The 20,259-nt window shown below is 58.7% G+C and carries 19 protein-coding genes; 4 read left to right on the top strand and 15 right to left on the bottom strand.

The window, feature by feature from the left end:
- Positions 1–17: 17 nt before the first annotated feature.
- The 15 genes from atpA to rpmH form a co-directional block, all read right to left on the bottom strand.
- Complete coding sequence (atpA, locus tag ACIPZF_RS24700; RefSeq protein ID WP_400804319.1) at positions 18–1,562, bottom strand: F0F1 ATP synthase subunit alpha; 1,545 nt, start codon at positions 1,560–1,562, stop codon at positions 18–20.
- Positions 1,563–1,583: 21 nt separating this feature from the next.
- Positions 1,584–2,120, bottom strand: a complete 537-nt coding sequence (locus ACIPZF_RS24695) for a F0F1 ATP synthase subunit delta (protein ID WP_003253191.1) — start codon at positions 2,118–2,120, stop codon at positions 1,584–1,586.
- 12 nt (positions 2,121–2,132) lie between these two features.
- The gene (locus ACIPZF_RS24690; protein ID WP_010955888.1) at positions 2,133–2,603 is read right to left on the bottom strand and encodes a F0F1 ATP synthase subunit B; all 471 of its coding nucleotides are present in this window, start codon (positions 2,601–2,603) and stop codon (positions 2,133–2,135) included.
- 56 nt (positions 2,604–2,659) lie between these two features.
- On the bottom strand, positions 2,660–2,917 hold the full coding sequence (atpE, locus tag ACIPZF_RS24685; protein WP_003097235.1) for a F0F1 ATP synthase subunit C: 258 nt from the start codon (positions 2,915–2,917) through the stop codon (positions 2,660–2,662).
- A gap of 143 nt (positions 2,918–3,060) precedes the next feature.
- Complete coding sequence (atpB, locus tag ACIPZF_RS24680) at positions 3,061–3,930, bottom strand: F0F1 ATP synthase subunit A (protein WP_400804317.1); 870 nt, start codon at positions 3,928–3,930, stop codon at positions 3,061–3,063.
- 16 nt (positions 3,931–3,946) lie between these two features.
- Positions 3,947–4,354, bottom strand: coding sequence for a F0F1 ATP synthase subunit I (locus ACIPZF_RS24675; RefSeq protein ID WP_400804314.1), 408 nt, complete (start codon positions 4,352–4,354; stop codon positions 3,947–3,949).
- 149 nt (positions 4,355–4,503) lie between these two features.
- Positions 4,504–5,376, bottom strand: a complete 873-nt coding sequence (locus tag ACIPZF_RS24670; protein ID WP_400804313.1) for a ParB/RepB/Spo0J family partition protein — start codon at positions 5,374–5,376, stop codon at positions 4,504–4,506.
- Positions 5,377–5,385: 9 nt separating this feature from the next.
- Complete coding sequence (locus ACIPZF_RS24665; protein WP_400804311.1) at positions 5,386–6,177, bottom strand: ParA family protein; 792 nt, start codon at positions 6,175–6,177, stop codon at positions 5,386–5,388.
- A gap of 18 nt (positions 6,178–6,195) precedes the next feature.
- Positions 6,196–6,846 carry a 16S rRNA (guanine(527)-N(7))-methyltransferase RsmG gene (gene rsmG, locus ACIPZF_RS24660; RefSeq protein ID WP_400804308.1) on the bottom strand — a complete coding sequence of 217 codons (651 nt, stop codon included), beginning with the start codon at positions 6,844–6,846 and terminating at the stop codon, positions 6,196–6,198.
- Entirely contained in the window at positions 6,843–8,735 is a 1,893-nt protein-coding gene (mnmG, locus tag ACIPZF_RS24655) for a tRNA uridine-5-carboxymethylaminomethyl(34) synthesis enzyme MnmG (RefSeq protein ID WP_400804306.1), read from the bottom strand. Before mnmG ends, rsmG begins: the two co-directional genes overlap by 4 nt.
- 470 nt (positions 8,736–9,205) lie before the next feature.
- Entirely contained in the window at positions 9,206–10,576 is a 1,371-nt protein-coding gene (gene mnmE / locus ACIPZF_RS24650; protein ID WP_400804305.1) for a tRNA uridine-5-carboxymethylaminomethyl(34) synthesis GTPase MnmE, read from the bottom strand.
- An 86-nt stretch (positions 10,577–10,662) separates the two neighbouring features.
- Positions 10,663–12,345 carry a membrane protein insertase YidC gene (yidC, locus tag ACIPZF_RS24645; protein ID WP_400804302.1) on the bottom strand — a complete coding sequence of 561 codons (1,683 nt, stop codon included), beginning with the start codon at positions 12,343–12,345 and terminating at the stop codon, positions 10,663–10,665.
- A gap of 2 nt (positions 12,346–12,347) precedes the next feature.
- Positions 12,348–12,593, bottom strand: coding sequence for a membrane protein insertion efficiency factor YidD (yidD, locus tag ACIPZF_RS24640; RefSeq protein WP_400804301.1), 246 nt, complete (start codon positions 12,591–12,593; stop codon positions 12,348–12,350).
- Positions 12,586–12,990, bottom strand: coding sequence for a ribonuclease P protein component (rnpA, locus tag ACIPZF_RS24635; protein ID WP_400804384.1), 405 nt, complete (start codon positions 12,988–12,990; stop codon positions 12,586–12,588). Before rnpA ends, yidD begins: the two co-directional genes overlap by 8 nt.
- 13 nt (positions 12,991–13,003) lie before the next feature.
- On the bottom strand, positions 13,004–13,138 hold the full coding sequence (gene rpmH / locus ACIPZF_RS24630; RefSeq protein WP_003253163.1) for a 50S ribosomal protein L34: 135 nt from the start codon (positions 13,136–13,138) through the stop codon (positions 13,004–13,006).
- A gap of 597 nt (positions 13,139–13,735) precedes the next feature.
- Between rpmH and dnaA the strand changes: the two genes are divergently transcribed.
- From dnaA to gyrB, 4 genes are read left to right on the top strand one after another with little or no spacing between them, the layout of a single operon-like run.
- Positions 13,736–15,271, top strand: coding sequence for a chromosomal replication initiator protein DnaA (dnaA, locus tag ACIPZF_RS24625; RefSeq protein ID WP_400804300.1), 1,536 nt, complete (start codon positions 13,736–13,738; stop codon positions 15,269–15,271).
- Between the two features lie 40 nt (positions 15,272–15,311).
- The gene (dnaN, locus tag ACIPZF_RS24620) at positions 15,312–16,415 is read left to right on the top strand and encodes a DNA polymerase III subunit beta (RefSeq protein ID WP_400804298.1); all 1,104 of its coding nucleotides are present in this window, start codon (positions 15,312–15,314) and stop codon (positions 16,413–16,415) included.
- Positions 16,416–16,429: 14 nt separating this feature from the next.
- The gene (gene recF, locus ACIPZF_RS24615) at positions 16,430–17,533 is read left to right on the top strand and encodes a DNA replication/repair protein RecF (protein ID WP_400804296.1); all 1,104 of its coding nucleotides are present in this window, start codon (positions 16,430–16,432) and stop codon (positions 17,531–17,533) included.
- A 4-nt stretch (positions 17,534–17,537) separates the two neighbouring features.
- On the top strand, positions 17,538–19,958 hold the full coding sequence (gene gyrB, locus ACIPZF_RS24610; protein ID WP_400804293.1) for a DNA topoisomerase (ATP-hydrolyzing) subunit B: 2,421 nt from the start codon (positions 17,538–17,540) through the stop codon (positions 19,956–19,958).
- The last annotated feature ends 301 nt before the right edge of the window (positions 19,959–20,259 follow it).

Genomic DNA, 20,259 nt, shown 5'->3' with positions numbered 1-20,259 from the left:
AGGGCCCCCGCTGCGGCTTACCAGGTCTGGGTGGCCTTGAACTTCTCGATACCGGCTTTCAGGCCTGCGTCGATTTCGTCGTTGAAGTCACCCTTCACGTTGATCTTCGCCAGCAATTCGGCGTGATCACGGTTGAAGTAGGCGATCAGCGCTTGTTCGAAGCTGCCGACCTTGGAGACTTCCACGTCAGTCAGGAAACCACGCTCAGCGGCGTACAGCGACAGAGCCATGTCCGCGATGGACATCGGCGCGTACTGCTTCTGCTTCATCAGCTCGGTTACGCGCTGACCATGCTCCAGCTGCTTGCGGGTCGCTTCGTCCAGATCGGAAGCGAACTGGGCGAATGCAGCCAGTTCACGGTACTGAGCCAGAGCGGTACGAATACCACCGGACAGCTTCTTGATGATCTTGGTCTGAGCGGCACCACCTACGCGGGATACCGAAACACCGGCGTTCACTGCAGGGCGGATGCCCGAGTTGAACATGGCCGATTCCAGGAAGATCTGACCGTCGGTGATCGAGATCACGTTGGTCGGAACGAACGCGGAAACGTCGCCAGCCTGGGTTTCGATGATCGGCAGCGCGGTCAGGGAACCGGTTTTGCCAGTTACAGCACCGTTGGTGAACTTCTCGACGTACTCTTCGGAAACGCGCGATGCACGCTCCAGCAGACGGGAGTGGAGATAGAACACGTCGCCTGGGTACGCTTCACGTCCTGGTGGACGGCGCAGCAGCAGGGAGATCTGACGGTAGGCAACGGCCTGCTTGGACAGGTCATCGTAAACGATCAGTGCGTCTTCACCGCGGTCACGGAAGAACTCGCCCATGGTGCAACCGGCGTATGGCGCCAGGAATTGCAGTGCGGCGGATTCCGAAGCACTGGCAACCACCACGATGGTGTTGGCCAGGGCGCCGTTTTCTTCCAGCTTGCGAACGATGTTGGCAACGGTCGAACGCTTCTGGCCGACAGCAACATAAACACAGAAAATACCGGAGTCTTTCTGGTTGATGATGGCGTCGATGGCCATGGCGGTCTTGCCGATCTGACGGTCACCGATGATCAGCTCACGCTGGCCACGGCCGACAGGGATCATGGCGTCGACGGACTTGTAGCCAGTCTGTACAGGCTGGTCTACCGACTTACGCCAGATCACGCCTGGAGCTACTTTCTCGACCGCGTCGGTCTGGGTGTTGCCCAGAGGACCTTTGCCGTCGATCGGGTTGCCCAGCGCGTCGACGACGCGGCCCAGCAGTTCCTTACCAACCGGAACCTCCAGGATGCGGCCGGTGCACTTGGCGCTCATGCCTTCGGCGAGGGTGTCATAGGCACCCAGAATCACTGCACCTACGGAGTCTTGCTCCAGGTTCAGGGCCATGCCGTAGACGCCGCCTGGGAACTCGATCATTTCGCCGTACATGACGTCGGCCAGACCGTGGATCCGCACGATACCGTCGGATACCGAAACAACGGTACCTTCGTTACGGGCTTGGGAGCTCACATCGAGGTTGTCGATGCGGCCCTTGATGATTTCACTAATTTCGGAAGGATTGAGTTGCTGCATTGCTCTGCTGCCCCTTCAAACTCAAGATTTCAATGCTTCGGCCAGTTTCGCGATTTTGCCGCGAACAGAGCCATCGATAACCAGGTCACCTGCGCGGATGACGACGCCGCCAATCAGGCTGGCATCCTCCGACGCGTGCAGGCGCACTTCCTGGCCTAACCGTGCACTGAGAACCTTGGCGAGTTTGTCTTGCTGTTCTTGGTTCAACGCAAAAGCACTGGTGACTTCCACGTCCACGGATTTCTCTTGCTCGGCCTTGTACAGGTCGAACAGAGCGGCGATCTCCGGCAACAGCAGGAGACGGTCGTTTTCCGCGGCAACATGAATGAAATTCTGTGCCTGTGCATTGAACTTGTCACCGCACACGTCAATGAACGTGGCGGCCTTTTCTGCGCTCGTCAGTCGCGGGGCCTTGAGCAGGCGCTGCATGGTGTCGTCTTGCGACACCGCAGCAGCCAGGCCGAGCATGGCTGACCAATTGGCCAGTTGCTGATGGGCCTGGGCATGCTCGAAGGCAGCCTTAGCGTAAGGTCGGGCCAACGTGGTCAGTTCTGCCATGATCGCCCTCGCTTAAATTTCAGCGGCCAGTTTGTTAACCAGCTCCGCATGCGCGTTTTGATCGATTGTGGCGCCAAGGATCTTTTCAGCACCGCCAACGGCCAGGGCACCCACTTGGGCACGCAGGGCGTCTTTAGCGCTGTTCAGTTCCTGTTCGATCTCGGCCAGAGCCTGAGCCTTCACACGGTCAGCTTCGACGCGGGCCTGTTCACGGGCTTCGTCGACAAGCTGAGCAGCGCGTTTCTTGCTTTGCTCAATGATTTCGGCTGCCTGTGCTTTAGCTTCACGCAGTTGCTGACCCGCTTTCTCTTGGGCCAGCTCCAGGTCGCGAGCTGCGCGGTTGGCAGCGTCCAAGCCGTCGGCAATCTTCTTTTGACGCTCTTGCAGAGCAGTGATGACCGGAGGCCATACGTACTTCATGCAGAAGAGTACAAAAATCAGAAAAGCAACGGATTGGCCAATCAGGGTTGCATTAATGTTCACGCCAACACCTCGCTCGGTCTTAATTCATACAGCCATCAACTCGTGGTGACGAGTGATTAGCCGGCGATCTGACCAACGAACGGATTCGCGAAGGTGAAGAACAGAGCGATACCAACACCGATCATGGTTACGGCGTCGAGCAGACCGGCAACGATGAACATTTTCACCTGCAGCATTGGAACCATCTCAGGCTGACGAGCAGCACCTTCCAGGAATTTGCCGCCCAGCAGGCCGAAACCAATGGCGGTACCCAGAGCACCCAGGCCGATCAGCAGAGCAACAGCGATAGCGGTCAGACCAACTACAGTTTCCATCTTTCCTCCCGACTTTTACGTCGTATTGGTTAGGTTTTTAGTTTGAAGCGGTAAAACAAATCGTTTGGAACAGCTGCCCTTGCGGACTTTTTAAGCCCTCCCCCCAAACGAGCGGGGAAGGCTATCAGACACGCCAGGCGGTCTTAATGGTTATCTTCGTGAGCCATCGACAGGTAGACGATGGTCAGCATCATGAAGATGAAAGCTTGCAGGGTGATGATCAGGATGTGGAACACAGCCCACGCCCATTGCAGCACCACACCCAGGCCGCTGAGCCACAGCAGGCCGGAGCCGAACATGACGGCGATCAGGATGAACACCAGCTCGCCGGCGTACATGTTGCCGAACAGACGCAGTGCCAGCGAGATCGGCTTGGCGATCAGGGTGACGAATTCCAGCAGGAAGTTCACCGGGATCAGCAGGATCTGCACGAAGATGTTCTTGCTGCCGAACGGGTGCAGGGTCAGCTCACCGATGAAGCCGCCCAGGCCCTTGACCTTGATGCTGTAGAAGATGATCAGGGCGAACACGCAGAAGGCCATGGCCAGGGTCGCGTTCGGGTCGGTGGTCGACACGGCGCGGAACGGAATGTGCGGGTCACCGGAGATCAGGATGGCCAGCTGAGGAATCCAGTCGACCGGTACCAGGTCGACGGCGTTCATCAGGAAGACCCAGACGAAGATGGTCAGCGCCAGCGGAGCGATCACCGGGCTGCGGCCGTGGAAGGAGTCCTTCACGCTGCCGTTGACGAAATCGACCATCACTTCGACGAAGTTCTGCAGGCCGCCAGGCTGGCCGGAAGTCGCCTTCTTCGCCGCCATGCGGAAGATCAACAGGAAGATCAGACCCAGCGCGACGGACCAACCCAGGGTGTCCACGTGGAACGCCCAGAAGCCCATTGCCTTGGCTTCTGCAGCCGAATGGGCAAAGCCCCAGCTGCCGTCTGGTAATTGACCATAGGTCAGGTTCTGCAAGTGGTGCTGGATATAACCCGAAGCGGTTTCTTCTGCCATGGTTGCCTCAAACGCCCTAAGGTCTCGAATGTCTTTTATTCATCAGCAGGGGCGCAAACCAGCTGACCATAAGGGTCAGCACGAAGACGCCGAATACTGCCAACGGCGCCAATGGCTTCACTCCTGCAAAGGTCAGTGCAAACAGCACTGCCGTCAAAATCATCTTGCCAGCCTCGCCTGCGTAGAACGACTTGACGATGGCTTGCGCCGCCCGGGCTCCGCTGAAGCGAAAAGCCTTCCAGGCGAAATACATATTGGGCAGCCAGGCAATCAAACCTCCGCAGAGACCTGAATATCCACTGACCGCACCTTTCCACTGCCACAACACCAATGTTGCCAGCAGCAGTACGACAAATTGAGCCAACAGTACCGGAAAAACTGCCCAGCGATGGAAAGGCAGGCGGTTTGGCGTGCGGATTTCCATCAAAACTGCTCCTCGGAAGTCGACCAACAAGTCAGTATCGACTTGGCATAATTTGTGCCGACAAAATGCGCGCAGAGTATAGGGGTGGATTAACCCCTATTCAACTCTTCGGTAGTGATTTCCGACTGCGCGCTACAACGGGAATTGTTTCAGCGGATGTGAGCAAGCACGCCTTGCAACTCATCGAGCGAGTTGTAGCGAATAACCAACTGGCCTTTTCCCTTGTTGCCGTGGCGGATCTGCACCGGGGAGCCCAGGCGCTCTGCGAGCCGCTGTTCAAGGCGCTCGATATCCGGATCAGGTTTGCTCGGTTCGACCGGCTCAGGTTTGCCACTGAGCCACTGACGTACCAGTGCCTCGGTTTGGCGCACGGTGAGGCCGCGTGCGACAACATGACGCGCCCCCTCTTCCTGACGATTTTCTTCCAGGCCGAGCAAAGCACGGGCGTGGCCCATTTCCAGATCGCCGTGGGCGAGCATGGTCTTGATCGCTTCAGGCAGCGAGATCAGGCGCAGCAAATTGGCCACGGTCACCCGCGACTTGCCCACGGCGTCGGCCACCTGTTGCTGGGTCAGCTCGAACTCCTGCTGCAGGCGCTGCAGGGCCAGGGCCTCTTCCAGCGGGTTGAGGTCCTCGCGCTGGATGTTTTCGATCAGCGCCATGGCGATGGCGGCTTCGTCCGGCACTTCGCGGACCATCGCCGGTACAGTGTCCAGGCCAGCCTGCTGAGTGGCGCGCCAGCGGCGCTCACCGGCGATGATCTCGTAGCGGTTGCCATCGATCGGGCGGACCACGATCGGTTGCATCACGCCATGGGTGCGGATCGAGTGCGCGAGTTCTTCCAGGGCTTCCGGATCCATGTCGCGGCGTGGTTGGTATTTACCACGCTGGATCAGCTCGACCGGCAGGTGTTGCAGTTCTTTCTGGTCGATCTTCACAGCCTGCTCTTCGAGCGCGCTGACGGAAGGACCACTGAGCAGTGCATCCAACCCACGTCCGAGACCCCGTTTCTTGACGGCCATACGGATTCCTTAAGTTGTTTGTGCAGTGCGTGATGGACGGCGCTGACGGCGCACCAGTTCCCCGGCCAGGGCCAGGTAGGCGAGCGCGCCACGCGATTGCTTGTCGTACGCCAGCGCCGGCATGCCGAAGCTCGGCGCCTCGGCCAGGCGGATGTTGCGTGGAATCACCGTGTCGTACAGCTGCTCGCCGAAATGTTCCTTGAGCTGCGCCGAAACATCGTTGTTCAGGCTCAGGCGCGGGTCGTACATGGTCCGCAGCAGGCCTTCGATCTTCAACTCGGGATTCAGACGAGCGGCAATCCGCTTGATGTTATCCACAAGGTCACTGAGACCTTCCAGCGCGTAGTACTCGCACTGCATCGGGATGATCACGCCATCGGAGGCAACCAGCGCGTTGAGCGTCAGCATCGACAGCGACGGTGGGCAGTCGATGAGGATGTAGTCGTAGTTGTCGCGGATCGGCGCCAGGGCATTGCGCAGGCGGCTCTCCTTGACCTGCATTTCCAGCAGCACCACTTCCGCAGCGGTCAGGTCGCGGTTGGCCGGCAGCAGCTGGAAGCCACCGTGCTCGGAGTAGTGCATGGCCTGGGCAAGGTCGCATTCGCCGATCAGCAGGTCGTAGACCGAGTGCTCGAGTTCATGTTTGTCGACACCGCTGCCCATGGTGGCGTTGCCCTGCGGATCGAGGTCGATCAGCAGCACACGACGCTTGGTCGCAGCCAGCGATGCGGCGAGATTGATACAGGTGGTGGTTTTACCCACGCCACCTTTCTGGTTCGCGATTGCGAATACCTTAGCCATTGTTGCGTGTGTTCCCAGTCATGCCTTGCGGCGCAGTATCAGCAGATGGCGCTGGCCCTGGCAACCCGGAACGGTCAGGGCCTGCTCGCTTTCCACTGTGAAGTCTGCGGGCAATGCTACCAGTTCATCGGCAGGATGCAGCCCCTTCATTGCAAGCCATTGCGTCCCGGTGTCGCCCAAGTGGCGGGTCCAGTTGGTGAAGTTCTCCATGCTGCTGAAGGCGCGGGAGATGATGCCGCTGAACGGCTGCGCTGGCTGGAAGGCTTCGACCCGGCTGTGGATAACCGTGAGGTTGTCCAGTTTCAGCTCCATCTTCACCTGTGTCAGGAAGCGCGTCTTCTTGCCGTTGGCGTCCAGCACTGTCACCTGCTTGTGCGGATGCAGGATAGCCAAGGGAACGCCTGGCATGCCACCACCGCTGCCGACATCCAGCCAGCTGTCACGCTCGCTGTGGATAAATTCCATGACGCTGAGGCTGTCGAGCAGATGGCGCGAAACCATCTCGTCCGGATCGCGCACGGCGGTCAGGTTGTAGGCTTTGTTCCATTTGATCAACAGGGCCAGGTAACCCAGCAGCCGTTCGTGCTGCTCGGCGGTTAGCTCGACACCGAGCTGACGCGCACCTGTGGACAACTCTTCTGCGTGTTGCGGGGTGACCAGGGAACTCAAGCGCTTTGCTCCAATTCGCGGCCAGCGCCGCGTTTTTTCAGATGAATCAGCAACAGGGAAATCGCCGCTGGCGTCACGCCTGGGATGCGCGAAGCCTGGCCCAAGGTTTCCGGGCGGGTCTGGCCGAGCTTGCCCTGGATCTCCTTGGACAGGCCGGAAATCGTCGTGTAGTCGATATCCACAGGCAGGCGAGTGTCTTCGCTGGCACGCAGGCGAGCGATCTCATCCTGCTGGCGGTCGATGTAACCGGCGTACTTGGTCTTGATTTCGACCTGCTCGGCGACCTGTGGATCGATTTCTTCCCCGCCTGTCGCCTCGATCAGCCCGGCATAATCGATTTCCGGGCGTGCCAGCAGGTTAAGCAGGCTGTATTCGTGGCTCAGCGGGGTACCAAACTTATCCACAACGGCTTGGCCTTGCGGAGTGTTCGGGCGAACCCAGGTCGACTTCAGGCGTTGTTCTTCACGCTCGATACCGTCGCGCTTGGCGCAGAACGCTGCCCAGCGCTCATCGTCGATCAAGCCTAGCTCGCGGCCTTTTTCGGTCAGGCGCAGGTCGGCGTTGTCTTCGCGCAGGATCAAACGGTATTCGGCGCGCGAGGTGAACATGCGGTACGGCTCCTGGGTACCCAGGGTAATCAGGTCGTCGACCAGTACGCCGATATACGCCTCATCGCGGCGCGGGCACCAGCTTTCGCGGCCCTGCGCGCGCAGCGCGGCGTTGGTCCCGGCCAGCAGGCCCTGGGCGCCGGCTTCTTCGTAGCCGGTGGTGCCGTTGATCTGGCCAGCGAAGAACAGGCCGCCGATGACTTTGGTCTCGAGGCTGTACTTGAGGTCACGCGGGTCGAAGTAGTCGTACTCGATGGCATAGCCCGGGCGCACGATGTGGGCGTTTTCCATGCCGCGGATCGAGCGAACCAGTTCCAGCTGCACATCGAACGGCAGCGAAGTGGAAATGCCGTTGGGGTACAGCTCGTGGGTATTCAGGCCTTCCGGCTCGATGAACACCTGGTGGCTTTCCTTGTCGGCGAAACGATGGATCTTGTCTTCGATCGACGGGCAATAGCGCGGGCCGACACCTTCGATCACGCCTGAGTACATCGGCGAGCGGTCGAGGTTGGAGGCAATGATTTCGTGGGTGCGCGCGTTGGTGTGGGTGATCCAGCAGCTGACCTGACGCGGATGCATTGCCGCGTTGCCCATGAACGACATCACCGGGATCGGCGTGTCGCCTGGTTGTTCGGTCATCACCGAGAAGTCCACCGAGCGCCCGTCGATCCGTGGCGGAGTACCGGTTTTCAGGCGGCCGACGCGCAGCGGCAGTTCACGCATGCGGTGGGCCAGGGCAATCGATGGCGGATCGCCGGCGCGACCGCCGGAATGATTCTGCAGACCAATGTGGATAAGGCCACCGAGGAACGTGCCGGTGGTCAGCACCACGGAATCGGCGAAAAAGCGCAGACCCATTTGCGTAACCACGCCTTTGACCTGGTCCTGCTCGACGATCAGGTCGTCGCAGGACTGCTGGAATATCCACAGGTTGGGCTGGTTTTCCAGGATTTCGCGCACCACCGCCTTGTAGATGGCGCGGTCTGCCTGCGCACGGGTGGCGCGCACGGCCGGGCCCTTGCGGTTGTTCAACACGCGGAACTGGATGCCGCTCTTGTCGGTGGCCAGTGCCATCGCACCGCCGAGCGCATCGATCTCTTTGACCAGATGGCTTTTGCCGATGCCGCCGATGGCGGGGTTGCAACTCATGTGACCGAGGGTTTCCACGTTGTGGGTCAGCAGCAGGGTTTTCACACCCATGCGTGCAGACGCAAGCGCAGCCTCGGTACCGGCATGGCCGCCGCCGATGACGATCACTTCAAAACGGGAAGGGAAATCCACCACGCACCTCGTGCCTGTTTTTGCGAATAGAGAAGGTAAGCCGATAAGTATAGGGACTTCACCCCCTCTAAAGAAACCTTTTGCGCAAATTTTGACCAGGCTGTGGATGAGTGGCTGACAACAGAAATCAGAGAGAAGAAATTTAAAAAAGCTTTGTTTTTATGTTTATTCTTATGCACAACTTCTTCTGTGGATAAGGTTCTGTATCCCGCTATTGGCGCTGCGTAGAGAAAAATTAAACCCTGTGTCTGGAGTACCATGAGGGCTCTGGATAACGTGATTTAGCCTGTGGATGAAATGCCTGTTTACCCACAGGCCGGTTTTTCCTCAGAAAAAAAGCACGGTTATCAACGGAGCCTAGGGTGAGTTTTCCACAGGACTCCTGAGTGCAGATTTACGCAGGCCACTCAAATTTCAGGCAAAAAAAAGCCGCCCCCAAAGGGAGCGGCTGTGGATGGTTTACCGTTAAGCTACTTGCCGATGCAGAAACTGGAGAAGATTCGCCCCAGCAGGTCATCAGAGCTGAAGGCCCCGGTGATCTCACCCAATGCCTGCTGCGCCTGGCGCAGGTCCTCGGCCAACAGCTCGCCGGCGCCTGCCATGGTCAGTTGCGCGCGCCCGTGTTCCAGGTGCGTGCTGGCCTGGCGCAGCGCATCCAGATGGCGTCTGCGGGCGCTGAAACCACTCTCGGCGGTCTGTTCATAGCCCATGCAGGCCTTGAGATGATCGCGCAGCAGCTGCAGGCCCTGATCGTCGCCCTTGGCGCTCAGGGTGATCGTCACATGGCCGTCATCACACTGCTCCAGCGCAACTTGCTCGCCACTGAGATCGGCTTTGTTGCGAATCAGCGTGACCTTGGCCGCGTCCGGCCGTTGGTCGAGAAACTCGGGCCAGAGGGCGAATGGGTCGCTTGCCTCCGGCGCCGTGGAGTCGACCACCAGCAATACCCGGTCGGCTTCGCCAATGGCCTTGAGCGCGCGTTCTACGCCGATCTTTTCCACATGGTCGTCGGTATCGCGCAAACCGGCCGTATCGACCACATGCAGCGGCATGCCATCGATGTGGATATGTTCACGCAAGATGTCCCGCGTGGTGCCGGCGATATCGGTAACGATGGCTGCTTCACGCCCGGCCAGCGTATTCAGCAGGCTTGATTTACCAGCATTCGGTCTGCCGGCGATTACCACTGTCATACCGTCGCGCAGCAATGCACCCTGACCGGCTTCGCGCTGCACATTGGCTAACTCGGCACGAACAGTATCGAGCATCGACAACACATGGCCATCGTTGAGGAAGTCGATCTCTTCCTCCGGGAAGTCGATGGCTGCCTCGACGAAAATGCGTAATGCAATCAACGCTTCGGTGAGGAAGTGCACACGTTTGGAGAATTCGCCCTGCAACGAACGCAAGGCGTTACGCGCGGCCTGGCTGGAGCTGGCCTCGATCAGGTCGGCGATGGCTTCGGCCTGGGCCAGGTCGAGCTTGTCATTGAGGAATGCCCGCTCGCTGAATTCGCCCGGGCGTGCCAGGCGACAGCCGACCTGCACGCAGCGCTGCAGCAGCATGTCCAGCACCACCGGGCCGCCATGCCCCTGCAGCTCGAGCACATCTTCGCCGGTGAACGAGTTCGGCCCAGGGAAGAACAGCGCGATGCCTTCATCCAGCACCAGCCCTTCCTGGTCGCGGAACGGGCCGTAATGGGCATGGCGCGGCGTCAGCGTGCGGCCGGTGATGAGCTGGCCAGCCTCGGCCGCCAATGGCCCGGACAGCCTGACGATGCCGACGCCGCCGCGGCCTTGGGCGGTGGCGATGGCGGCAATGGTTTCACGCACAGTGTTCATGCTCGAAAGCCTCTACGACAAAAACGACAGATAGCAAAAACGCCCCCGAGGGGGCGTTTTTATTCACAGGCTAGCGCACTAGCCCGTCAAGCAGCAGCTTTTTTGGTCGCTGCTTCGATGCGGCGGGTGATGTACCACTGCTGCGAAATCGACAGGCAGTTGTTCACAACCCAGTACAGCACCAGACCAGCCGGGAACCACAGGAAGAAGAAGGTGAAGATGATCGGCATCATTTTCATCACCTTGGCCTGCATCGGATCCGGTGGCGTCGGGTTCAGGCGCTGCTGGATGAACATGGTGGCGCCCATGATGATCGGCAGGATGAAGAACGGATCCTTGATCGACAGGTCGGTGATCCACAGCATCCATGGGGCCTGGCGCATTTCCACGCTTTCCAGCAGTACCCAGTACAGGGCCAGGAACACCGGCATCTGCACCAGGATCGGCAGGCAGCCACCCAGCGGGTTGATCTTCTCTTTCTTGTACAGCTCCATCATCGCCTGGGACATCTTCTGGCGATCGTCACCGAAGCGTTCCTTCAGTGCGGCAAGCTTCGGCGCAACGGCACGCATACGCGCCATCGAGCGGTAGCTGGCGGCCGACAGCGGGAAGAACAGGCCTTTGATGAGCATGGTCAGGACGATGATCGACCAGCCCCAGTTACCCAGCAGGCTGTGGATATGTTGCAGCAGCCAGAAGATCGGCTGGGCAATGAACCACAGGAAGCCGTAGTCGACCGTCAGTTCCAGGCCTGGGGACAACTCTTTGAGCTTGGACTGAATTTTCGGACCGGCGTAAAGCATCGCGCTGGTTTCGACCTTGCCGCCAGCAGGCACGCTGATGGCTGGGCCGGTGTAGCCGATGATGTAGTTACCCTGGCTGTCCTTGCGGGTCTGGACGACGTTGTTGTCCGATTTTGCAGGGATCCAGGCGGTCACGAAGTAATGCTGCAGCCAGGCAACCCAGCCACCGGACACATTTTCTTTCAAACTACCCTTGTCGATGTCCTTCATCGACACTTTCTTGTACGGCTCGCCAGCTGTCCACAGGGCTGCGCCCAGGTAAGTGGCGGTGCCGGTAGCCGTGCTCGAGGATGGATCGCCGCTGGCGTCACGCTTGAGCTGGGCAAACATGTTGCCGCTCCAGGCTTGTGCGCTCTGGTTGTCGATCAGGTAGCTGACGGTCAGGTCGTACTCACCGCGCTTGAAGCTGAAGCGCTTGATGTAGTTGACACCGTTGTCGCTGAACTTCAGGTCGACGACCAGTTGTTCCTGGCCATCGGCCAGCTGGTAGGACTTCTGCTCGGCGGCGTACAGCGGGCGGCCGGTGGAACGTGCATCCGGGCCGTTGGCGCCGGTCAGGCCGCTCTGGGCCAGGTAAACGCGCTCACCGCCATTGTCGAACAGCTGGAACGGAATGTCCGGGTGGTCCTGACGGCGTGGGTACTTCGGCAGGTTCAACTGGACGATGTCACCACCGACAGGGTCGATAGCCAGTTCCAGGACATCGGTCTTGACCCGGATCAGATCCTTGCTGAGTGCAACGGGTGCCAGTTCGGCAGCGTTCGACTCGGCGTTGGCGCTAGGTACATCGGCGCTGGCGCCGTTGTTCGCGGCCGGTACGCCATCGGGCAGGCCCGGAGCAACGGTGCTGGCAGCAGTATTCTGAGTCGGCAGGGCAGCCTGGCCGTAGTCATCGTTCCACTTCAGGACCATGACGTAGGACACGATTGCCAGCGCGGCGATCAGGATCGTGCGTTTAATATCCATGATTACTCGGCTATCGAAGAAGTTCGGGAGGAAGGCGTGGGGGGAACGGGATCGAAACCGCCGTCGTTCCACGGATGACAACGCCCCAGGCGACGAACGGTTAGCCACCCGCCACGCAAGAGGCCATGTGTTTCGATGGCTTCCAACGCATAACAGGAGCAACTGGGGTAGAAACGACAGTGGTTGGCCATCAGGGGACTGATGGCGTAACGGTAAAACTGGATCGGAACGAGGGCCAGTTTACGCATTTTGACTGTCTACCCCTGCGGAATCGGCGTTTGCCACTGGGGTGGGCCGGCTGCGCGCCAGGCGTTTCCAGAGCTTGCCAAAATGTTGGTGCAATTCCGGGTTTTCTATCTCACCCAATCCCTTGCGCGCGACGATCACTATGTCCAGGCCAGCGAGCATTTGCTGGTGCAGACGGAAGGAATCGCGCATCAAGCGCTTGAGGCGATTGCGTTGAACGGCGAGCTTGACGCTCTTCTTGCCGATCACCAAGCCGAGGCGTGGATGGTCGAGTCCGTTCTCGCGAGCAAGGATCAGCAGGTTTTTCCCTGGAACCTTGCCGGTTGGGGAGTCGAAGACCGCTTTGAAGTGCCGGGGTGTAAGCAGTCGCTTTTCCCGACTGAAGTCCTGACTCACCACCTGTGCCGAAAAATCAAATGGCCAGACGCTTACGGCCTTTGGCACGACGACGCGACAGAACAGCGCGGCCGTTCTTGGTAGCCATACGGGCACGGAAGCCGTGGGTGCGAGCGCGCTTGATGGTGCTTGGTTGGAAAGTACGTTTCATGGCGTTGTTACCTGGGTTTGTCGACAACGGGCCGGAATGGCCCCCTTTTTAAGAGATCGGCGATTCTAGAGAAAGCAAGCCGATAGGTCAATTTCCAACCAGCCTTTCCTTATGGATGGCATCCCAGTGGAGGTGCATTGGCGTTCGAATGGACGGAGCTTGAGGGTGCAGGCATACGGACGACAAAATGAAAAAAAAGAAGAGACATATAAAAAGCTTTTCTGAAGAACTTATAACTCTTAAGTGGATAACCTTCTGTGGATAACATCGCACAGCCCTTTATCCACGGTGTGTACAGCGATCAGAAACCTTGTCCACAAGCGGTGCTGCGCTTGTGTCGTTCGTGAACATAGCCTGTGGATTAAAGGGCATATTATCCACAGGGGGGTTATCAACAGGGCTGAACCCAGGGTTGTGCATAGCCCTTATGTGCGGTTATCCACAGAGCTTATTCACACCACCTGAGGGGCTTTTTGGTCGCTAAATGGCTGTTTTGGCATGGGACGAAATGTTTCCACATGTGGATAACTGATCGCTCGACCGGTACAATGGCGGTTTGTTTTTGCCTCATCCGGCTTTCAAACTCAGGGGATATCCGTGTCAGTGGAACTTTGGCAGCAGTGCGTGGAGCTTCTGCGCGATGAACTGCCTGCCCAGCAATTCAACACCTGGATCCGTCCGCTACAGGTCGAAGCCGAAGGCGACGAGTTGCGCGTGTATGCGCCTAACCGATTCGTTCTCGATTGGGTAAATGAAAAGTACCTTGGCCGTCTGCTCGAACTGTTGGGTGAGCACGGCAGCGGCATTGCGCCTGCCCTTTCCTTATTAATAGGCAGCCGTCGCAGCTCCGCGCCGCGGGCTGCACCCAATGCGCCGGTCAGCGCAGCGGTCGCCGCTTCCCTCGCTCAAAATCATGCGCAGCCAGCCGCTGTGCAGGTTTCGGCGGTCGTAGATCCTGTCGTCTCGTCGGTTGCAGAGCCGGTGCAGGCCAATGAGATGGCTCAAGCCTCCTCGCAAGACGGCTACGATTCGCTGGCAGATAGCGCACCGGCCCCGGTGGCTCCTGGTCGTAACGAACAGCGCAACGTGCAGGTAGAGGGCGCGCTCAAGCACACCAGCTACCTGAACCGCACATTTACCTTTGAAACGTTCGTTGAAGGTAAGTCTAACCAATTGGCCCGGGCCGCTGCCTGGCAGGTGGCCGACAATCCCAAGCATGGCTACAACCCGCTTTTCCTGTATGGGGGCGTGGGCCTGGGCAAGACCCACTTGATGCATGCTGTGGGTAACCACCTGCTGAAGAAGAACCCGAATGCCAAGGTTGTTTACCTGCATTCCGAGCGTTTCGTCGCGGACATGGTCAAGGCGCTGCAGCTCAACGCCATCAACGAATTCAAGCGCTTCTACCGTTCGGTCGACGCTTTGCTGATCGATGACATCCAGTTCTTCGCCCGCAAGGAGCGTTCGCAGGAAGAGTTTTTCCACACCTTCAACGCCTTGCTTGAAGGTGGGCAACAGGTAATTCTTACCAGCGACCGCTACCCGAAAGAGATCGAGGGCCTGGAAGAGCGCCTGAAGTCGCGCTTCGGCTGGGGCTTGACGGTGGCCGTGGAGCCGCCAGAGCTGGAAACCCGCGTAGCGATCCTGATGAAAAAGGCCGACCAGGCCAAGGTCGAACTGCCGCACGATGCCGCGTTCTTCATCGCCCAGCGGATTCGCTCCAACGTGCGTGAGCTCGAAGGTGCATTGAAGCGGGTCATCGCCCACTCGCACTTCATGGGCCGCGACATCACCATCGAGCTGATTCGCGAATCGCTGAAAGACCTGCTGGCGCTGCAAGACAAGCTGGTAAGTGTGGATAACATTCAGCGCACGGTCGCCGAGTACTACAAGATCAAGATCTCCGATCTTTTGTCCAAGCGTCGTTCGCGTTCCGTTGCGCGTCCGCGCCAGGTAGCCATGGCTTTGTCCAAAGAGCTGACCAACCACAGCTTGCCGGAGATCGGCGACATGTTTGGTGGCCGTGACCACACCACCGTGCTGCACGCCTGCCGCAAGATCAACGAATTGAAGGAATCCGACGCGGACATCCGCGAGGACTACAAGAACCTGCTGCGGACACTGACCACCTGATGGCCGCCAGCGCAGTTAATTGAAGGCAAGGGACTAGACCATGCATTTCACCATTCAACGCGAAGCCCTGTTGAAACCCCTGCAACTGGTCGCCGGTGTCGTCGAGCGCCGCCAGACCTTGCCGGTCCTGTCCAACGTACTGCTGGTCGTGCAAGGCCAGCAGCTGTCGTTGACCGGTACCGACCTGGAAGTCGAGCTGGTAGGCCGCGTGCAGTTGGAAGAGCCGGCTGAGCCGGGCGAGATTACTGTTCCTGCGCGCAAGCTGATGGATATCTGCAAGAGCCTGCCGAACGACGTCCTGATCGATATCAAAGTCGATGAGCAGAAGCTGTTGGTCAAGGCTGGCCGTAGCCGTTTCACCCTGTCGACCCTGCCTGCCAACGACTTCCCTACTGTGGAGGAAGGCCCGGGTTCGCTGACCTGCAACCTGGAGCAGAGCAAACTGCGTCGCTTGATCGAACGCACCAGCTTCGCCATGGCCCAGCAGGACGTGCGTTACTACCTCAACGGCATGCTGCTGGAAGTGTCGCGCAATACGCTGCGTGCGGTTTCCACCGATGGCCACCGCCTCGCCATGTGTTCCATGAGTGCGGCCATTGAGCAGGATGAGCGTCATCAGGTCATCGTGCCACGTAAAGGTATTCTCGAACTGGCGCGCCTGCTGACCGACCCGGAAGGCATGGTCAGCATCGTTCTGGGCCAGCACCACATCCGTGCGACTACTGGCGAGTTCACCTTCACGTCCAAACTGGTCGATGGCAAATTCCCGGACTACGAGCGCGTGCTGCCGAAAGGGGGCGACAAGCTGGTGATCGGTGATCGTCAGGCATTGCGGGAAGCGTTCAGCCGCACTGCGATCTTGTCCAACGAGAAGTATCGCGGTATTCGCCTGCAACTGGCTGCTGGTCAGTTGAAAATTCAGGCGAACAACCCCGAGCAGGAAGAAGCGGAAGAAGAGATTAGCGTCGATTACGAAGGCACATCGCTGGAGATTGGCTTCAACGTCAGCTACCTGCTCGACGTGCTGGGCGTGATGACCACGGAGCAGGTGCGTCTGATCTTGTCCGACTCCAACAGCAGTGCGCTGTTGCAGGAAGCCGGCAATGACGACTCGTCCTACGTCGTCATGCCGATGCGCTTGTAACCGTAGCAGGTCAAATGTCCCTTCGACGGATCATGGTCACCGCGGTGCGCAACCTGCACCCGGTGACACTTTCACCCTCCCCCCGCATCAATATTCTTTACGGCGCCAACGGCAGCGGCAAGACTAGCCTGCTTGAAGCCGTGCATCTGCTTGGCCTGGCCAGATCATTTCGCAGTACTCGCCTGAATCCGGTTATCCAATACGACCAAGCGGCATGTACGGTTTTTGGCGAAGTCCAATTGACTGAAGGTGGCACCAGCAATCTCGGCGTTTCCCGTGAGCGGGCGGGTGATTTCACCATTCGCATCGACGGCCAGAATGCCAAGAGCGCCGCGCAGTTGGCGGAACTGTTACCGCTGCAGCTGATCAACCCAGACAGTTTCCGCCTGTTGGAAGGTGCTCCTAAGATACGGCGACAGTTTCTGGATTGGGGAGTGTTCCACGTGGAACCTCGCTTCATGCCAGCCTGGCAACGGCTGCAGAAGGCGTTGCGGCAGCGGAACTCATGGTTGCGTCATGGTACACTTGACCCAGCTTCGCAAGCCGCCTGGGACCGGGAATTGTGTCTGGCCAGCGCGGAAATAGATGAATACCGTCGCAACTATATCAAGGCCTTGAAGCCCGTCTTCGAGCAAACCCTGAGCGAACTGGTCGAGCTGGACGGGTTGACCCTTAGCTACTATCGAGGCTGGGACAAGGACCGGGAACTCAACGAAGTACTCGCCTCATCTCTCCTTCGCGACCAGCAAATGGGCCACACCCAGGCCGGCCCGCAACGCGCTGATCTGCGTCTACGGTTGGCTGCCAATAACGCGGCCGACATTTTGTCGCGGGGTCAGCAAAAGCTGGTGGTCTGCGCATTGCGCATTGCCCAAGGTCACCTCGTTAACCAGGCTCGCCGCGGTCACTGTATTTATCTCGTGGATGACTTGCCGTCCGAGTTGGACGACAAGCATCGCCGCGCACTGTGCCGCTTGCTTGAAGAATTACGCTGCCAGGTATTTATCACCTGTGTAGATCAAGAATTACTGAGGGAAGGCTGGCAGACGGAAACGCCAGTTGCTTTGTTCCACGTGGAACAGGGCTGTATCACCCAGACCCACGACCATCGGGAGTGAAGGCATGAGCGAAAATCAAACGTACGATTCCTCCAGTATCAAGGTGCTGAAAGGTTTGGATGCCGTGCGCAAGCGTCCCGGCATGTACATTGGCGACACCGATGACGGTAGCGGCCTGCACCACATGGTCTTCGAAGTGGTCGACAACTCGATCGACGAAGCCCTCGCCGGGCATTGCGATGACATCACCGTCATCATCCACACGGACGAATCCATCAGTGTGCGCGACAACGGTCGCGGCATTCCGGTCGACGTGCATAAAGAAGAAGGCGTTTCCGCAGCCGAGGTCATCATGACCGTGCTGCACGCCGGCGGTAAGTTCGACGACAACTCCTACAAAGTTTCCGGTGGTCTGCACGGTGTAGGTGTTTCCGTAGTTAACGCCCTGTCCGAAAAGCTGGTACTCACCGTTCGCCGTAGCGGCAAGATTTGGGAGCAGACCTACGTACACGGTGTTCCACAAGCGCCGATGGCTGTTGTGGGCGAAAGTGAAACCACCGGTACTCACATTCACTTCAAGCCTTCGGCGGAGACCTTCAAGAATATCCACTTCAGCTGGGACATCCTGGCCAAGCGTATTCGCGAACTATCGTTCCTCAACTCTGGTGTTGGCATCCTGCTGAAGGACGAGCGCTCGGGTAAGGAAGAGTTCTTCAAGTATGAAGGCGGCCTGCGTGCGTTCGTTGAGTACCTGAACACCAACAAGACGCCAGTCAACTCGCAAGTGTTCCACTTCAACGTGCAACGTGACGACGGCGTAGGTGTCGAAGTCGCCCTGCAGTGGAACGACAGCTTCAACGAAAACCTGCTGTGCTTCACCAACAACATTCCGCAGCGCGACGGTGGTACTCACCTGGTCGGCTTCCGTTCCTCGCTGACCCGCAGCTTGAACAGCTACATCGAGCAGGAAGGCCTGGCCAAGAAGAACAAGGTCGCCACCACCGGTGACGACGCCCGTGAAGGCCTGACCGCGATCATTTCGGTCAAGGTGCCAGACCCCAAGTTCAGCTCGCAGACCAAGGACAAGCTGGTCTCCTCGGAAGTGAAAACTGCCGTGGAACAGGAGATGAACAAGTACTTCGCCGACTTCCTGTTGGAGAACCCCAACGAAGCCAAGGCCGTGGTCGGCAAGATGATCGACGCCGCCCGTGCCCGTGAAGCGGCGCGCAAGGCGCGTGAGATGACCCGCCGTAAAGGCGCATTGGACATCGCTGGCTTGCCGGGCAAACTGGCGGACTGCCAGGAGAAGGACCCTGCCCTTTCCGAACTGTACCTGGTGGAGGGTGACTCCGCAGGCGGTTCGGCCAAGCAAGGCCGTAACCGTCGCACCCAGGCGATCCTGCCGCTGAAGGGCAAGATCCTCAACGTCGAGAAAGCTCGCTTCGACAAGATGATCTCGTCCCAGGAAGTTGGCACGCTGATCACCGCGCTGGGCTGTGGCATTGGCCGCGAAGAGTACAACATCGACAAGCTGCGTTATCACAACATCATCATCATGACCGATGCTGACGTTGACGGTTCGCACATCCGCACCCTGCTGCTGACCTTCTTCTTCCGTCAGTTGCCTGAGCTGGTCGAGCGTGGCTACATCTACATTGCCCAGCCGCCGCTGTACAAGGTGAAGAAAGGCAAGCAGGAGCAGTACATCAAGGACGACGAGGCCATGGAAGAATACATGACCCAGTCGGCCCTCGAAGATGCCAGCCTGCACCTGGATGAATCGGCGCCAGCCGTTTCCGGTGTACAGCTGGAGGCCCTGGTCAACGAATTCCGCAGCGTGATGAAGACGCTCAAGCGCCTGTCGCGTCTGTACCCGGAAGAGCTGACCGAGCACTTCATCTACCTGCCGGAAGTCACGCTTGAGCAACTGGGCGACCACGCCGTCATGGAAAGCTGGTTGGGCAAGTTCCAGGAACGCCTGAACAGCAGCCAGAAGTCGGGCCTGGTGTACAAGGCCAGCCTGCGCGAAGACAAGGAGCGCAATGTCTGGCTGCCGGAAGTGGAAATCACCTCCCACGGCCTGGCCAGCTACATCACCTTCAACCGCGACTTCTTCGGCAGCAACGACTACCGCACAGTGGTAAACATCGGTGCCAAGCTGTCCAGCCTGCTGGGCGAAGGTGCCTATGTGCAGCGTGGGGAGCGTCGCAAGGCGATCGTCGAGTTCAAGGAAGGCCTGGACTGGCTGATGAATGAGACCACCAAGCGTCACACCATCCAGCGATACAAAGGGCTGGGTGAGATGAACCCGGACCAGCTGTGGGAAACCACCATGGACCCGACCGTGCGTCGCATGCTCAAGGTCACCATCGAGGACGCGATTGCAGCCGACCAGATCTTCAACACCCTGATGGGTGATGCAGTTGAACCTCGTCGTGAGTTCATCGAGAGCAATGCCCTGTCGGTATCGAACCTGGACTTCTGATCCGGTGTAGGTTCACAGAATAGCTGCACGGTTTCACAAATAGTTGACCGGCCGGGCTCCATGCCTGGTCCCAGCCGGTCACCATCAAGCCCGCCTTTGCGGGCTTTTTTTTGCCTGAAATTCCTGCCGAGGCGCCCTCTCCTCTCCTTCCTGAAATGTAGAAGGAAGGTAAGCGTCCGGCGAACTCACCTTCCGAACTCCAGCATTAAGGGCGATGGTGTCCGCGTATTTTTAAGCGGACGCGATCACCCTTATCGCCAGGATTTCCATGCGCCAACGAAGCTCTTATCCGAAACCATTC

Source organism: Pseudomonas sp. NPDC089752 (assembly GCF_044748725.1).
Classification (GTDB): Bacteria; Pseudomonadota; Gammaproteobacteria; order Pseudomonadales; family Pseudomonadaceae; genus Aquipseudomonas.
Note: the sequence above shows the minus strand (reverse complement) of the source record. Positions and strands in the feature narration are given on the sequence as shown.

Coding starts and splice junctions, on each gene's coding strand:
- atpA (WP_400804319.1), bottom strand. CDS start 1,562: ATGCAGCAACTCAATCCTTCCGAAATTAGTGAAATCATCAAGGGCCGC.
- ACIPZF_RS24695 (WP_003253191.1), bottom strand. CDS start 2,120: ATGGCAGAACTGACCACGTTGGCCCGACCTTACGCTAAGGCTGCCTTC.
- atpE (WP_003097235.1), bottom strand. CDS start 2,917: ATGGAAACTGTAGTTGGTCTGACCGCTATCGCTGTTGCTCTGCTGATC.
- atpB (WP_400804317.1), bottom strand. CDS start 3,930: ATGGCAGAAGAAACCGCTTCGGGTTATATCCAGCACCACTTGCAGAAC.
- ACIPZF_RS24675 (WP_400804314.1), bottom strand. CDS start 4,354: ATGGAAATCCGCACGCCAAACCGCCTGCCTTTCCATCGCTGGGCAGTT.
- ACIPZF_RS24670 (WP_400804313.1), bottom strand. CDS start 5,376: ATGGCCGTCAAGAAACGGGGTCTCGGACGTGGGTTGGATGCACTGCTC.
- ACIPZF_RS24665 (WP_400804311.1), bottom strand. CDS start 6,177: ATGGCTAAGGTATTCGCAATCGCGAACCAGAAAGGTGGCGTGGGTAAA.
- mnmE (WP_400804305.1), bottom strand. CDS start 10,576: ATGAACACTGTGCGTGAAACCATTGCCGCCATCGCCACCGCCCAAGGC.
- yidC (WP_400804302.1), bottom strand. CDS start 12,345: ATGGATATTAAACGCACGATCCTGATCGCCGCGCTGGCAATCGTGTCC.
- yidD (WP_400804301.1), bottom strand. CDS start 12,593: ATGCGTAAACTGGCCCTCGTTCCGATCCAGTTTTACCGTTACGCCATC.
- rpmH (WP_003253163.1), bottom strand. CDS start 13,138: ATGAAACGTACTTTCCAACCAAGCACCATCAAGCGCGCTCGCACCCAC.
- dnaN (WP_400804298.1), top strand. CDS start 15,312: ATGCATTTCACCATTCAACGCGAAGCCCTGTTGAAACCCCTGCAACTG.
- recF (WP_400804296.1), top strand. CDS start 16,430: ATGTCCCTTCGACGGATCATGGTCACCGCGGTGCGCAACCTGCACCCG.
- gyrB (WP_400804293.1), top strand. CDS start 17,538: ATGAGCGAAAATCAAACGTACGATTCCTCCAGTATCAAGGTGCTGAAA.